This window comes from Dyella sp. A6, from assembly GCF_036320485.1.
GTDB classification, from domain to species: Bacteria; Pseudomonadota; Gammaproteobacteria; order Xanthomonadales; family Rhodanobacteraceae; genus Rhodanobacter_A; species Rhodanobacter_A aluminiiresistens.
In genome coordinates, this window is record NZ_CP132911.1 from 1984415 (window position 1) to 1998677 (window position 14263).

General features: G+C 65.0%; 7 protein-coding genes. 2 read left to right on the plus strand and 5 right to left on the minus strand.

Annotation, left to right across the window (positions count from 1 at the left end; genetic code table 11):
• Positions 1–52: 52 nt before the first annotated feature.
• The 5 genes from RA164_RS08800 to RA164_RS08820 all read right to left on the minus strand — a co-directional run bounded on the left by RA164_RS08800 (position 53) and on the right by RA164_RS08820 (position 6806).
• Positions 53–1822: a tetratricopeptide repeat protein gene (locus RA164_RS08800; RefSeq protein WP_329740493.1), complete on the minus strand. Its 1770-nt coding sequence runs from the start codon at positions 1820–1822 to the stop codon at positions 53–55.
• Between the two features lie 464 nt (positions 1823–2286).
• Complete coding sequence (locus RA164_RS08805; RefSeq protein ID WP_329740494.1) at positions 2287–3786, minus strand: chemotaxis protein CheW; 1500 nt, start codon at positions 3784–3786, stop codon at positions 2287–2289.
• A gap of 12 nt (positions 3787–3798) precedes the next feature.
• Positions 3799–4275 (minus strand): chemotaxis protein CheD, encoded by a 477-nt coding sequence (locus RA164_RS08810; RefSeq protein WP_329740495.1) that lies wholly within the window; start codon positions 4273–4275, stop codon positions 3799–3801.
• Entirely contained in the window at positions 4259–5110 is an 852-nt protein-coding gene (locus RA164_RS08815; RefSeq protein WP_329740496.1) for a CheR family methyltransferase, read from the minus strand. Before RA164_RS08815 ends, RA164_RS08810 begins: the two co-directional genes overlap by 17 nt.
• 1 nt (position 5111) lies before the next feature.
• Positions 5112–6806 (minus strand): methyl-accepting chemotaxis protein, encoded by a 1695-nt coding sequence (locus RA164_RS08820; RefSeq protein WP_459553954.1) that lies wholly within the window; start codon positions 6804–6806, stop codon positions 5112–5114.
• 537 nt (positions 6807–7343) lie between these two features.
• Between RA164_RS08820 and RA164_RS08825 the strand changes: the two genes are divergently transcribed.
• Both RA164_RS08825 and RA164_RS08830 read left to right on the plus strand, forming a co-directional pair.
• A complete protein-coding gene (locus tag RA164_RS08825) occupies positions 7344–12965 on the plus strand; it encodes an autotransporter-associated beta strand repeat-containing protein (protein ID WP_329740498.1) in 5622 nt (1873 codons plus the stop codon).
• A gap of 104 nt (positions 12966–13069) precedes the next feature.
• Positions 13070–14146 (plus strand): oxidoreductase, encoded by a 1077-nt coding sequence (locus RA164_RS08830; RefSeq protein ID WP_329740499.1) that lies wholly within the window; start codon positions 13070–13072, stop codon positions 14144–14146.
• The last annotated feature ends 117 nt before the right edge of the window (positions 14147–14263 follow it).

Consider the following 14263-nt stretch of genomic DNA (forward strand, 5'->3'; position numbering starts at 1 on the left):
CGTTATCGTACCTGCCGAGGGGGTAAGTATCTCCCGGCAATGCCGGGGATACTTACTTAGCGCCCGCCGCTGCCTTCCCCGAAGACGCGTGTGATGCGGACACCGCACCCAAGCGGCGCAGCAGTTGTTGCTGTTTGGCGACGGCATCGGGAATATCGCCATAGCGCAAGGAGGTGTTGCAATCGGCGAGAGCGGCTCTGAACAAGCCGAGCTGCATCTTGTTGTAGCAAAGATTGTTGTAATACGGTGCCAGGTCTTCAGAAGTGATGCCGAAATGTTGCGGAGTGAACAGGGACGCGAACCCGTTCAATGTGTCCAGGGCATCCTTGATCCTGTGCCGCTTGTCGTAGATCACTGAAATGGCGATGGCCGCGTAGGTTCTGAATTGCATGGCCGCCGACGAATCGGCCACAGCCTGATAGTCGTCGATCGCCAGCTTGTCGCGATTCAGTGCGTCATAAACCTGCGCACGGAAGAAACGGGCCTGCCAGTCCTCACTGGCATCGATGATGGCAGTACACACACGTAACGCACGGTTGTACTGCTTCAGACGGAGCTGTGCCGCGCAGACCACGCGTTCGAATGCGGGCGCGGCGCCGTAGCCACCCATAAGTCGCGCGAGCTTTTCACCATCGGCAGCCACTTCGGCGTAGTTTCTCGACCGGTTCATGATCGAGAGCATGTCACGGTAAATCGAAGCCTTGGCCGCTCGGGCCTGCAACGGATCGGCAAAGTGGGTGTTGCTCAGATCCGCGAGAGCCCGCTTGTCCCATGTCAATGCATTGGCGACGTTGCCCTGGCGGTACCAGATCAGCGACACCACCTTGTCCACGGCATAGTTGTTACCCGTGGTCTTGCCGGAGAGAAGCTCAGTACTGCTATGAAGCGCATCGGCCGCCGCCTGCAGGAATCGGACAGCAAACTTCTCGCCACCCGGCGTCATCACCATCCTGTTGAGGTTCGCTTCGATTTCCACAACGCCATCGACATCCTTGCGTCGTGCAAACGTGTGGATCGCCCTGAGCGCGGACTGCGCAAGCGCCTCATCGGCGATGCTCGCCATGGCCTGGTCGAAACAAGTGCGTCCATCGATGCCGGCTGTGGCATCGCATTGAAGCTGCGTGGCGAAACTCATGAGGCGGGCATAAAGCGCCAGGTTCAGCATCTTCAACGACGAGCCGGCAGGCGCGGCCCCAGCGTAGCGATGCACGAACGCTTTCATGGCTTCGACCGAGCCGCCCCATTTGGGCTGCAGGCTGTCCAGGCGAACCAGATACAGCGGGTAGTAGTTCGGAAACCGCGCAATAGCCTGCCTGAAGACACGCAGCTGGACCTGGTTGTCCCCGGTGGCTTTTAGAATCAACAACGCCAGATAGCGGGCGTAGGGATTGTCCGGAGCACGCTGGATGACGCGATCGATATCCTGCTGGGCCAGATCGAGCTCCTGCTGGAAGGCCACTGAATGGGCCTTGCCGACCTCGCCGGCAAATCGGTATCCACGAATCCACCAGCCGCGGTTGTAATGGTAATTGGCGCGGACCAGGCGTGGCAGCGCATCGGCGGGGTCCTGTTCGACCCAGGCATCCAGGCGATCTTCAAATGTCTTGTCGTATGGGGCCGCGACATAGTCGATGAACGCCGCGAAAGGCGCGAAGTGCCAGCGCCCCACTCGACTTTGCGCAAGTGCGGCATGCAGCGCCCGTTCCGCCTTGCCGTATTGACCCGCGCGAATAGCCTGGCGAACACCTTGAGCGCGCTCAAACACGCTGGGCGCATGATGGCCGAACTGGCATCCTGACATGGCGATTACCAGCCATGTCATGGTTACACCAGCGAGCAGTGAAAAGAGCCGCGATCGTCTATCCATGAATCCCCCGCGTGGATGCGGTGCACAGTCACTTGGGGCGCACACTGCTCGCCACCAAATACCCATCCGTGCCAGGCACTGGCCTGTATCAACCATGCAAAGAGTACCCCAAGTGCGTCCACGAACCACCTCGAGGTGACTTCCCGAACCGTTGCGGTTTCATGCCGGTGAGCCGGCGCCCTCACTGTCGGCATGGCCAGACCGCCGGCATGCGTCGCTTGGCCGGCCATACCGTCAGTTCAGTCGGTTACCGTAAGCATGGTCCCGATCCGGGCGCTCCACGTCCCGTTCGAGCCAGGTCACGCCGTACCCAACGCGTGCCGGAGCCGGTCACGGCTCCGGGCAAGGCCAGGGACCAATCGTTCGCCGTGCGGTGACATCGACACAGGCCCTGAAACGGGCCGCCCGCCATCAACTTTTCATGCAGCCGCTTGTTCGCTCCGGACAAACCTCGCCGCGAGCGCGTGCCCGTCCATCAGCATGAGAGTGCGCTTGTCCGGCAGGTCCGCGACCTCGGCAACATCATGCTGCAGCGTATGCCCGGTCTGGTCGTGCAGGATGCGCGGCACCGGCATGCGATCGGCTGCTTCGATGGCGACGATGCTCTCCACGGCATCGACCGTCAGCCCGATGCACTCGCCATCGTGCTCGACCACCATGACTTTCTGGCCGGCCACGTCGCCATGCGGCGGCATGCCATACAGGGAGCGCAGATCGATGATCGGAATCATGCGGCGGCGAAGGTTGAGCATGCAGGCCACGTGTTCGGGCGCGCCCGGTGGGCGTACGCCATCGGCCGGAAAATCCATGACTTCCCGCAATTGGGAAATCGGCAAGCCGACCAGATGCTGCAGGCGGAAGGTGACATAGGTCTGCCGCGCCCCGGCATGCTTCTGGGATGCGGACGTCTCCTCGCTGGCCGTATACAGCGCGCGGTGCCCGTCCGTGATGTCCACGATCACATCCATCCGGCTGAGCGCGTCGTTGTCGACCAGGATCAGGCTGTCCACGCCGTCCCGCGGAATGCAGCCCATGAAAAGCCCCGCACTCGTGCCCTGGAACAGCGGCATGCGCAGTACGTCGTCCGGCCAGTAGTTGTGGATGCTCTCCACCGCGTCGACCAGCAGCCCGAAGTACATGCTGCCGCGCTGGATGACGATGATGCGCTGGTCATCCTGCGACTGCGCGGGTGCCTGGGCGGATGGCCCGCATGCCAGCAACCGGGAAAAGTCGATCACCGGCACGGTCTGCCCCCGAAGATTCACCAGGCCGAGGCAGAACTCGCTGCCCAGCACCGACGGCTGCAGTTCCGGAACCCGGATGATCTCGTGAATGGCCATCATCGGCAGCGCCAGATGCGTATCCCTGACCCGGAACGTCACGACCTGACGACGCTGCCCCTGCCGGCTGGACTGGCGATGCGCCATCGCCGTGCGATCGCTGGTCAGGCGCGGCAAGCCCGGCAAGACCGCGATGGCATCCAGCGACAGTATCTGCAGGAGCCGATCGCCGCCGTCGAGCTTGACCACGCCCGACACCGTGCGGGATGCCGAATCGCTGCGCTCGAACGACACGCGATGGCCGTCGAAGACGCGCAGGATCTCGCTGGTATCGTCGAAAACCAGCCCGAACTTGCAATCACCGCTGTCGACGATCGCCACCTTGGCCTCGGTGTGCGGAACCGCTCCGGTCAGGCCCAGTACCCCCCCCAGGTCGATGATCGGGATGAGCTCGCCGCGGAGGTTGAACAAACCCAGCGCATAGCTGGGTGCCAGCGGGACATGGGTGATGTCCTGCGGAAAATTCACCACTTCCTGCAGCGACGACACCGCCATCGCCAGCTCCATGCCGCCAAGGCGGAAGGACCCGTAGAGCTCGAACGAGCCCTTCGCCGTGTGTTCTTCGTGCAAGCCCGTCATGGCATCGTCCCCTCAGGTAGGCCGGTCAATGAATCGAACTGATGATGTGTAGTTGGCGCAATCGATCGTGATCTGGCGCCCGTGTTTGCCGCCGGTGTCATCGGCGACCAGGCGAATGCCCAGGCGCGCCAGCCCGTCACGGGCTGCCTTGGCGTTGGCGTCGCCGATGGCCTCGTGGAACGGCGCGCTGATCCGCTCGACCATCGAGGCGCCGCCCGCGATGACGGCATCCACCGCCCGGTAATGCCGGGGCTGGAGCCGCATCAAGGTGAGCAACGAAGGCAAAGCCTCCGTGACGTATTTGGCACCGATGTGCAGCGGGCTTGCCGACGTCGACGGCAGCAGGCAATGGGCCAGCCCGCACATGCCGCCGTCGCGCCAGAGAAACCCGATACCGACGCACGACCCGAGGGTAGCGCGCAGGACGTCGCCCGGCCGACCGACCGCCACCTTGCACATGTGTACCTGGATCTCATCCGTGCCGGGCATGATCTCCCCCATTCCGGTAGATCAGCGGCTCATGGAAGACGAACCCCGTGGCAAGCCGACCCAGCGATTCGGACTCGCCGATGATGAGCGTGCCCTCCGCGGCCATGCGGCTTCGCGCCAGCTCCAGCACGCGCTGCTGGTCCGCCTCGTCGAAATAGATGAGCACGTTGCGTAACAGGACGAGGTCGAAGCGGTCGGGCTCGATCAACGCGCGAAACAGATTGTGCTGGCGGAACGAAATGCCGGCCCGCAGTGATGCCCGCGCGCAGAGCTTGTCGTCGACGCTTTCGAAGTACCGCGCTGCCATGTCCGGATGCAGCCGCTGGAAGGCGTCGGCGTTGCGACCCGAATACTGGCCCGACTGTGCCGCCTGCACCATCGCCTGGGAGATGTCCGTGGCCACGATCCGCCAGCGGAAGACGGGATGGGTCCGCCGGAATTCCTCGAACGTCATCGCGAGCGAATAGACCTCCTCACCGCTCGAGGAAGCCGCCGACCAGACCCGCAGCGGCGCGGCGCCATGCTGCGCCACCCACGCCGGCAGGAAGCTCCGCTGCAGGTACTCCCAGATGCGTGGCGTGCGGAAGAACGACGTCTCGTTCGTGGTGACGAGATCGACAAAACGCGCCACTTCGTCGTCACTGGACTCGAGCAGCGACAGGTAATCGCGATAGTCTCCGATCGACAGTGCCTGCAGGCGCCGCCGCAACCGCCCGTGCAGCAGCGCCCATTTCCGGTCCGGCATGGCGATACCGGTGTGCTGGCGCACCCGGGCGAACAAGGCACGCCGGGTGCCTTGATCGACCTCGGCATCGATGAGGGCGGCCACGTCCATGTCAGACCACGAAGCGGCTGACGGTCGTGTTCAGTTCGCCCGCGCCCTTTTGCAGCAAGGTGGTGGAACGGGCGATCGCATCGCATGCTGCCGCCGACTTCTCGGATTCCTCGGCCACCTGCTGAATCGCCGTGCTGACTTCGCGCGCAGCCACCAGCTGTTCGTCCGCGCCGAGCGAAATTTCGGAAATCGCCTGCGTGGTCCGGCTGACGCCCTGCACGATTTTCTGGAACGCCTCGCCGGCCTGCTTGGACGTCTCGCTGCCCTGGGCGACCCGCTTCACCGACTCGTTGATGAGCTTGGAGATTTCCTTGGTGGCCTGGGAGGAACGTTCGGCCAGCTTGCGCACTTCGTCGGCCACCACCGAAAAGCCGAGCCCATGTTCGCCGGCCCGCGCCGCTTCGATCGCCGCGTTGAAGGCCAGCAGGTTCGTCTGGCTGGCGATCTCGCTGATGACCTTGACGATCTCGCTGATGTCTTCGGACGACTTGTTGATGAGATCCATCGCCTCGACCGAGCGGTCGATGGCCTGCACCCCGCGCCCGGCTTCCTGCTGGGTGTCCTTCGCCAGCTGATCGGCACTGCGGGAATTCTCGGCGATGGAGGCGATCGATGCGGTCAGCTCCTCGATCGAGGCATTCATCTCCTCCACCGTGGCGCCGAGCAACTGCGTGCCGCTCGCAACACTGTTGGCGCGGGTCGAGATATCGCTCGACGTCGTGCTGAAGGACCCGACGGATTCCACGACCTGGCCCAGTACGCCGCGCAGATCCGTCATCATGCCCTTGATGCCGGCAGCGAGCTGGTCGATGGGCTGATCCCCGGCGACCACGATCTCGCCGGTCAGATCACCGGCCGCGGCCCGCCGCACGGTCTCGAGCAGTTGCGTCACCTTCGCCTGGTCTTCTTCGGCGCGCCGGCGGACACTCTCCTCGAGTTCCACCTGCGCGGTGACGTCGGTGGCGAACTTGACGACCTTGGACACCTGTCCGTTCAGATCGAAGATCGGGTTATAGGTCGCCTGGATCCAGACGTCGTGGCCATCCTTGGCGAGTCGGCGGAAACGTCCGCTTTCGTATTCGCCACGATTGAGCTTGGCCCAGAACTCGGCGTAGTCGGGGCTCTCGACGTAGTGGGCGTCGCAGAACATCCGGTGATGCTTGCCCTGGATTTCGTCCAGTCGATAGCCCAATGCCTTGAGGAAATTGTCGTTGGCTACAAGCACAGTACCGTCGAGGGCGAACTCGATCACCGCCTGCGCCCTGTCCATGGCCTCGACCTTGCCCTTGAACTCGGCCGTCTGCTTGCGCGAGCCGGTGATATCGGTGGCGAACTTCACCACCTTCATCGGCTTGCCGTCCTCGTCCATGACCGGGTTGTACGAAGCGTTGATCCATACCTCGCGTCCGCCTTTGCCCAGACGTTTGTACTCACCGCTGACGAACTCGCCGCTGCGGAGTTTTTTCCAGAACGCCTTGTAGTCGCTGCTGGCGGCATAGGCCGGCTCGCAGAACATGCGATGGTGCTGGCCCTTCAACTCGTCCAGGGTGTAACCCATCGCATCAAGAAAATTGTCGTTCGCGTGAAGGATCTTTCCTTCCAGGTCGAACTCGATGACCGCCTGTACCCGATGAAGGGCGGCAGTAATCGCTTGAAGCTCCTGATAATCCATGACGTCGGCTGGCTTGTTACCCATGTTCTTCTCCAAGCGTGGTGAATGCGCGCGATGGCGCATGAACTGGATACCAAACGTGGTGCCGCTCGACCGACTCCGGTCGATTAACCGCATTCGTCCGATCTGAATCGCGAATCCCCTGCCTTGGACGAGCACGGCCACCCTCTGGCGGCAATGCGATTGGTCTACTTAGGTCCTACTTGCTTGGTGTCGGCACACGGAAGACATTCTTGAGGACACAGCGCTTCGTCCGTGTCCACCCCTGATTTCGGGGGTACTCAAACCCCTGTCGCCTGACTACGGTGGCGGGTAGACGAAGGCAAGCAGTGCCGCAACGTATCTATGCCCGCTCGGGTTGCCCGAATCCGGCAGCCGGTGCGGATGTGCCGTTGCCGCGCATGCTCGACGCGCGGCAGGGCCTGGACCTGTAGACGCAACACGTTCGCACGCCTCCTACCTACACCCGGTACCCGTCCAGAAGGTCGCGCATCGCTCGATCTGTCGTCACCGCAGGTCCCGCCGCCAGTTAGCTGCAACGCAATACCAGGGGAATCCAGCATGAACCGCACCTACCGCCTGATATGGAACCGCGCGCTGCGCGTGCTGCAGGTCGCCTCCGAACTTGCTCGCCACACGTGTGGCACCGCTAGCGGCCTGGCCGGCGCACGGCCGACCCGGCACCGGCCGCTGCGCCTGCGATACCTCCCGCTCGGCTGCGCGCTGGGGCTGGGCCTGCTGTCGCCGGCCGCCTTCGCCACCACCTACACCGTTACCGACGCGACCTCGCTGAGTTCGGCCATCGCCAGCGCCGGTGCTGGAGACACCATCAGTTTCGCCAACAACATCACGCTCAGCAGCAACCTGCCACCGGTCACCCAGAACGTGACCATCCAGGGCAACGGCTACACGCTGGACGGAAACGCCGCCAATCGCGGCTTCTTCATCCAGCAGGGCAACGTGAGCATCAGCAACCTCACCATCCAGAACGCCGTCGCCCAGGGCGGTAATGGTGTGAACAGCGGCGGTGGAGGCATGGGGGCCGGCGGCGGCCTGTTCGTCAACAACGGTGCCGCGGTCACCATCACGAATGTGCAGTTCAACAACGACAAGGCTGCGGGTGGCGACGGAGGCACTCGTTCCATCAATTCCTACGGCGGTGGCGGTGGCGGCGGCATGGCGGGAACAGGCGGCGGCACCTTCGGATCGGACGGCGGCCTCGGCCTCGGGGGTGGCGGCGGCGGCGGCGGCGGCGCTTACAGCGACAGCGCCGGCGGCAGCCTTGACGCCCTGGGTGGCAGCGCTGGTTCCACGGGCAGTGAGGAAGGTCAGAATGGACCTAGCGTCTTCGCCGGCGGCGGCGGCGGCGGCGGCCCCGGCGACGGCGGCGGCGGCGGTGCTGACTTCGGCGGTGGCGGCGGTGGTGCCACTAGTTTTGTTGGTGGTGGAGGCGGCGGTGGCGGTGGCTTCGGCGCTGGCGGTGGCGGTGGCGGTAGCGACGAGGGCAACACAAGTGGTGTATCCGGCAGATTCGATGCGGGCGGCGACGGCGGTGTCTCCGGCTACGGTGGATCGGGCGGCGGCACATCACCCTCTTCTACGATCAGCGGCCTTAGTTCCCAAGGCGGGGGCGGCGGCGGCGGCGGCGGCGGCGGCTTCGGCGGCGGCGGGGGCGGCGGTGGCGCCAGCACTTATATCATCGGCGGGGGCGGCGGGGGCGGCTTCGGCGGTGGCAACGGCGGCACCGCCAGCAGTAGCTACAGCGGCGGAGGTGGCGGTGGCGCGGGCTTCGGCGGCGCTGTGTTCGTGCGCGACGGTGGCAGCCTGACCATCGTCGGCAATTCGGGCTTCCAGGGCAATACCGTCGAGGCCGGTGTTGGCGCCCCCGGATCCCTCGGCGGCAACGCCGGCAGCGGCGGCAACGGCGAGACAGCAGGCACAAACCTTTTCCTGCAGGGCAACGGCAACCTGGTCTTTGCACCGGCAAACGGCCAGAGCGTGGCCTTCGATACGTCCACCCTGAACGACGAAAACGGTTCCGGCATTGCCGGTGGCAGCGGCATGTGGGGACTGGTCCAGAATGGCGCCGGCACCCTGCAGCTCAGCGGTGTGGCCGGGTTCTCCGGTACGGTGCAGATTTCGCAGGGCACGCTGGCCACCGCCAGCGACGCCAGCCTGGGGCATAGCAACACGCTGCTGTTCAACGGCGGCACCCTGCAGTACCAGGCGGCTTTCGACTCCAGCCGCAATATCACCCTCGACGCTGGCGGCGGCACCATCGACACCCAGGCTTTCGACACGACCCTACAAGGCAACATCGGCGGCGGCGGCTCGCTGACCAAGCGGGGCACCGGCACGCTCACGCTCACCGGCGCCAACAACTATACCGGCGGCACCACCATCGATGGTGGCACCCTTCAGCTCGGCAATGGCGGCAGCACCGGCTCGATCACCGGCAATGTCGTCAACAACGGTATCCTGGCCTTCGATCGCAGCGACAGCGTGAGCTTCGGCGGCACGATCTCCGGCAACGGCGCGCTGTTGCAGCAGGGCACCGGCAGCACGATCCTCACCGGCGCCAACACGTACACCGGCGGCACCACCATCAGTGCGGGCACCCTGCAGATCGGCAATGGCGGCAGCACCGGCTCGATTGTCGGCAACGTCGTCAACAACGGCGAACTGATCTTCAACCGCATCGATACCGTGAACTTCGGCGGCGCAGTTTCCGGTACCGGCGCCCTGCTGCTGCCCCTCGGCGGAACGCTCATTCTTACCGGCACCAACACCTACAGCGGCATCACCTCCATCAGCGGTGGCTCCCTGCTGCAGATCGGCAACGGCGGTACCAGCGGCTCGATTACCGGAAATGTCGACAACTTCGGCACCCTGGTCTTCGACCGCAGCAATGCCGTGAACTTCGCCGGATCAATCGCCCGCAACGGTACGCTGATCCAGCAAGGCACCGGCACCCTGGTATTGAGCGGCACCAACAGCTATGCCGGCGGCACGACCATCAGCGCCGGCACCCTGCAGATCGGCAATGGCGGCAGCACCGGCTCAATCGTCGGTAGCGTCACCAACAACGGTACCCTGACCTTCGATCGCAACGACACCGTGAGCTTCGGCGGCACGATCTCGGGCAGTGGCGCGCTGGTGCAGCAGGGCACCGGTACCCTGGTATTGAGCGGCACCAACAGCTATGCCGGCGGCACGACCATCAATGGCGGCACATTGTCCGTCGCCAGCAACGCCAACCTGGGCGCCGCCGCAGGCAAGCTCACTCTCAGCGGCGGCACGCTGCAGACCACTAGCGCTTTCACCACCTCGCGCAGCATTGACCTGAGCGGCAACGGCACGCTGCAGACCGATGCCGATCTCACCGCTGCGGGTACGATCGCCGGCACCGGCGCCCTGGCCAAGACCGGTACTGGCATCCTGACTCTCACCGGCGCCAACAGCTACACCGGCAGCACCACCATCAGCGCCGGCACACTGACCCTATCCGGCCATGGCAGCGTGGCGAACTCCAGCGACGTGATCGTCAACGGCACGTTCGATATTTCGGGCACTTCCACGGGCGCGTCGGTCACTTCGCTTGACGGCAACGGTTCGGTCAACCTCGGCAACCAGACGCTGGCATTGACGGGGGCGGCCGGCTCCTTCGGCGGCGTAATCGGCGGCACCGGCACCCTTACCCTCGCCGGCGGCACCGAAATCCTCTCGGGTGCCAACACCTACACCGGTGGCACCACGATCAGCGGCGGCACCCTGCAGATCGGCAACGGTGGCACCACGGGTGCGATCACCGGCGACGTCACCGACAACGGCACGCTGGCCTTCAACCGCAGTGACGCGGCGAGCTTCGCCGGCATCGTCAGCGGCAGCGGCGCACTGACACAGTCGGGCAGCGGCACGCTTACGCTCAGCAGCGCTAACACCTACACCGGCAGCACCACGATCGGCGCCGGCATACTGGCCCTATCCGGCCATGGCAGCGTGGCGAACTCCAGCGACGTGATCGTCAACGGTACGTTCGATATTTCGGGCACTTCCACGGGCGCGTCGGTCACTTCGCTTGACGGCAACGGTTCGGTCAACCTTGGCAACAAGACGCTTGCGTTGACGGGGGCAGCCGGCTCCTTCGGCGGTGTAATCGGCGGCACCGGCGCCCTTACCCTCGCCGGCGGCACCGAAATCCTCTCGGGCGCCAACACGTACACCGGCGGCACCACCATCAGCGGCGGCACCCTGCAGATCGGCAACGGTGGCACCACGGGTGCGATCACCGGCGACGTCACCGACAACGGCACGCTGACCTTCGACCGCAGCGACACGGCGAGCTTCGCCGGCATCGTCAGCGGCAGCGGCGCACTGACGCAGTCGGGCAGCGGCACGCTTACCCTGACGGGCGCCAACACCTACACCGGTGGCACCACGATCAGTGCCGGCACGCTGCAAGGCGATACGACAAGCCTACAGGGCGCCATCACCGACAACGCCGCACTCGTCTTCGCGCAGGCCAGCGACGGCAGCTTCGGCGGGGCCATCAGCGGCAGCGGTCGTATCGCCAAGACTGGCACCGGCATGCTGGTCCTGAATGGCAACAGCAACGCATTCACTGGCTCCACCACGGTCAGCGCCGGCACACTGGAAGTGGGCGATGCGGGCACGCCATCCGCCGTACTCGGTGGCAATGTCTCGGTGGCCAGCGGCGGCGTGCTGCGCGGCCACGGCACGATCATCGGCAACGTGAGCAACAGCGGCATCCTCTGGGCGGGCGGATCGATCGGCACACTCACGGTCCAGGGCAACTACACCCAGGCCGCCGACGGCGTGTTCGAGGTGGAGGCCACGCCGAGCGGACAGGCCAGCCTGCTGAGTGTCGACGGCACAGCAACCCTGGCTGGTACGGCCCTGGTATTGGCCGACACCGGTACCTGGGCGCCGCGCACGGACTACACCGTGCTCACCGCCACCGATGGGATCAATGGCCAGTTCGCCTCGACCAGTGTCAACCTGGCCTTCCTCACGCCCATGCTTAGCTATGCCACGAACGCGGTGACACTGTCGCTGCAGCGCAACGACATTGCCTTCAACAGCGTGGCGCAGACGCCCAACCAGCGTGCCGTGGCCACGGCTGTGAATCCGCTGGGCTTCGGCAACCCGGTCTACGATGCGATGGTGATGCTGGACGCCGCATCGGCACGACGCGCCTTCGACCAGCTTTCCGGCGAAATCCACGCCTCCACCCGTACCGCCATCGCCGACGACGACCATGATGTGCGCGATGCCATCAACCAGCACCTGGCCGGCCAGGACAACAATGCGAATGGTCAGCACATGACCGATGCCAGCGGCATCACTGCGTGGACAGCCGCTTGGGGCCAGGGGGGCCGTCATGACGGCAACGGCAATGCCGCCAGGCTCAGCGTCGATGGCAGCGGCCTGCTGGTCGGCGCCGATCTCCCGGTGGGTGATGCCGCCCGGTTCGGTGCGGTGATCGGTACAGGACAAGGCTCGGCCCGCATTGCGACACTGGGCTCGTCCTCGCACATTGTCGACCGACACCTGGGCATCTACGGCAGCCTGCAGACCGGCGCACTGCGTTGGCAGGGTGGTGCGATCTATGGCTGGCAGCGGGTGGACACAAACCGCTTCATCGGCTTTGGCAGCTTCACAGGCACCGCAACAAGCAGCTACCACGCCCATACCGCGCAGGCGTATGTCGACGGCAGCCTGCCCTTCGTGCTCGGCACGGTGGCGCTGGCACCGTTCGCGAACCTGGCGATGGAGCGACTGAACACGCCCGCGATCCAGGAGCACGGCACGCCGGCGGCGCTGAACGTGGCGGCGCAGGACAACACCCTCGGCTTCGGCACGCTGGGCCTGCGCACCACGGTCGACCTCGGCGGACCGATGCACAACCTGCATGCCCACGCCAGCCTCGGCTGGCAGCATGCCTGGGGCGATACCCTGCCCGTCGACACAATGCGTCTGGAGAATGGCAGCGACAGCTTTGCCATCGCCGGTCTGCCGGTGGCGACCAATGCCGGCGTAATCACCGCTGGCATCACCGTGACCATCACACCCGGCCTCTCGGTGGACGGCAGCTACCAAGGGCAGTTCGGCCGGCACACCGTCGACCAGGCTGCGCGACTTCAGCTCGACTGGCGCTTCTGAACAACGGCTCAGTGGTGCACCTGCACGGCGGCTCTAACGGGCCGCCGTGCAGTCGGACGGCACCGACTATGATGATGGCTCTTTATCCACGCCCCGATCGCGTCATGTCTGATTCCCCCACGCCGTTGCGCGTAGCCTTGGTCGGTTACGGCTACGCCGGCAAAACGTTCCACGCGCCACTGATCCGCAGCGTGCCCGGCCTGGTGCTGGACACCGTGGTTTCACGTGATGCCGGCAAAGTGCATGTGGACCTTCCGGATGTCTCGGTGCTTGCCGACGCGGGGGCGGCGTTTGCCGACCCGCAACTGGACGTGGTGGTGATCGCCTCGCCCAATGAGACGCATGCACCGCTGGCACGCGCCGCGCTGGAAGCCGGCAAGCACGTGGTGGTCGACAAGCCCTTTGCGCTCGATCTGGCCGAGGCACGTGAACTCGCCGCCCTTGCCGAGCGCGAACACCGCGTGCTGTCGGTGTTCCAGAACCGCCGCTGGGATAGCGACTTCCTGGGTGTGCGACAGTTGATTCACGCCGGCCGCCTGGGCAAGGTCACGCATTTCGAATCGCATATCGACCGCTTTCGCCCGCAGGTACGTGCACGTTGGCGCGAACAGGCCGGTGCCGGTAGCGGGCTCTGGTACGACCTGGGACCGCACCTGGTCGACCAGGCCCTGTGCCTGTTTGGCGTTCCTGATCGCGTCCTGGCCAACCTTGCCATCCAGCGTGACGGCGGCGAAGCCTGCGACTGGGCACATGTAGTGCTGGAATACGGCGAGCGACGGGTGATCCTGCATGCCGGCATGCTGGTAGCCGGGCATAGTCCCCGCTTCATCGTGCATGGCACGCAAGGCAGTCTGGTGAAGCCGAACGGCGACCCGCAGGAAGCCCAGTTGCTGGCCGGCATGCAACCGGGTGATTCCGGCTGGGGTGAGGACACGGACGAACTGCGGCTATACGACAGCCACGGTGAACTCGAACGAATGGTTGCGCCACACGGCGATCAGCGCCGCTACTACGCCGCCCTGCGCGATGCTGTGCATGGCCTCGGTCCCAACCCGGTCACGCCGCCACAGGCTGTCAGCGTGATGGCGGTGATCGAAGCGGCGATGCTGTCGGCTTCGCAGGGGCGGGCCATCGTCCCTATGCTCCGCACCACCGAACGCGAGGCCTGGCCGGGCCTCTGAACCCGTAAGAAAGCGGGCCTATCATTTTTGCATCAGGCAAGTCGACGCTGCCTCGGGAGTCGTGTCCGACTTCCGACCGTGCTTACGCTATCGCCCATACCCTTCCACCGTTCGCAA

Excerpts from the sequence above, each read along its gene's own strand:
- RA164_RS08825 (WP_329740498.1), top strand. The coding sequence starts at position 7,344 with ATGAACCGCACCTACCGCCTGATATGGAACCGCGCGCTGCGCGTGCTG.
- RA164_RS08815 (WP_329740496.1), bottom strand. The coding sequence starts at position 5,110 with ATGGACGTGGCCGCCCTCATCGATGCCGAGGTCGATCAAGGCACCCGG.
- RA164_RS08800 (WP_329740493.1), bottom strand. The coding sequence starts at position 1,822 with ATGACATGGCTGGTAATCGCCATGTCAGGATGCCAGTTCGGCCATCAT.
- RA164_RS08810 (WP_329740495.1), bottom strand. The coding sequence starts at position 4,275 with ATGCCCGGCACGGATGAGATCCAGGTACACATGTGCAAGGTGGCGGTC.
- RA164_RS08820 (WP_459553954.1), bottom strand. The coding sequence starts at position 6,806 with ATGGGTAACAAGCCAGCCGACGTCATGGATTATCAGGAGCTTCAAGCG.
- RA164_RS08805 (WP_329740494.1), bottom strand. The coding sequence starts at position 3,786 with ATGACGGGCTTGCACGAAGAACACACGGCGAAGGGCTCGTTCGAGCTC.
- RA164_RS08830 (WP_329740499.1), top strand. The coding sequence starts at position 13,070 with ATGTCTGATTCCCCCACGCCGTTGCGCGTAGCCTTGGTCGGTTACGGC.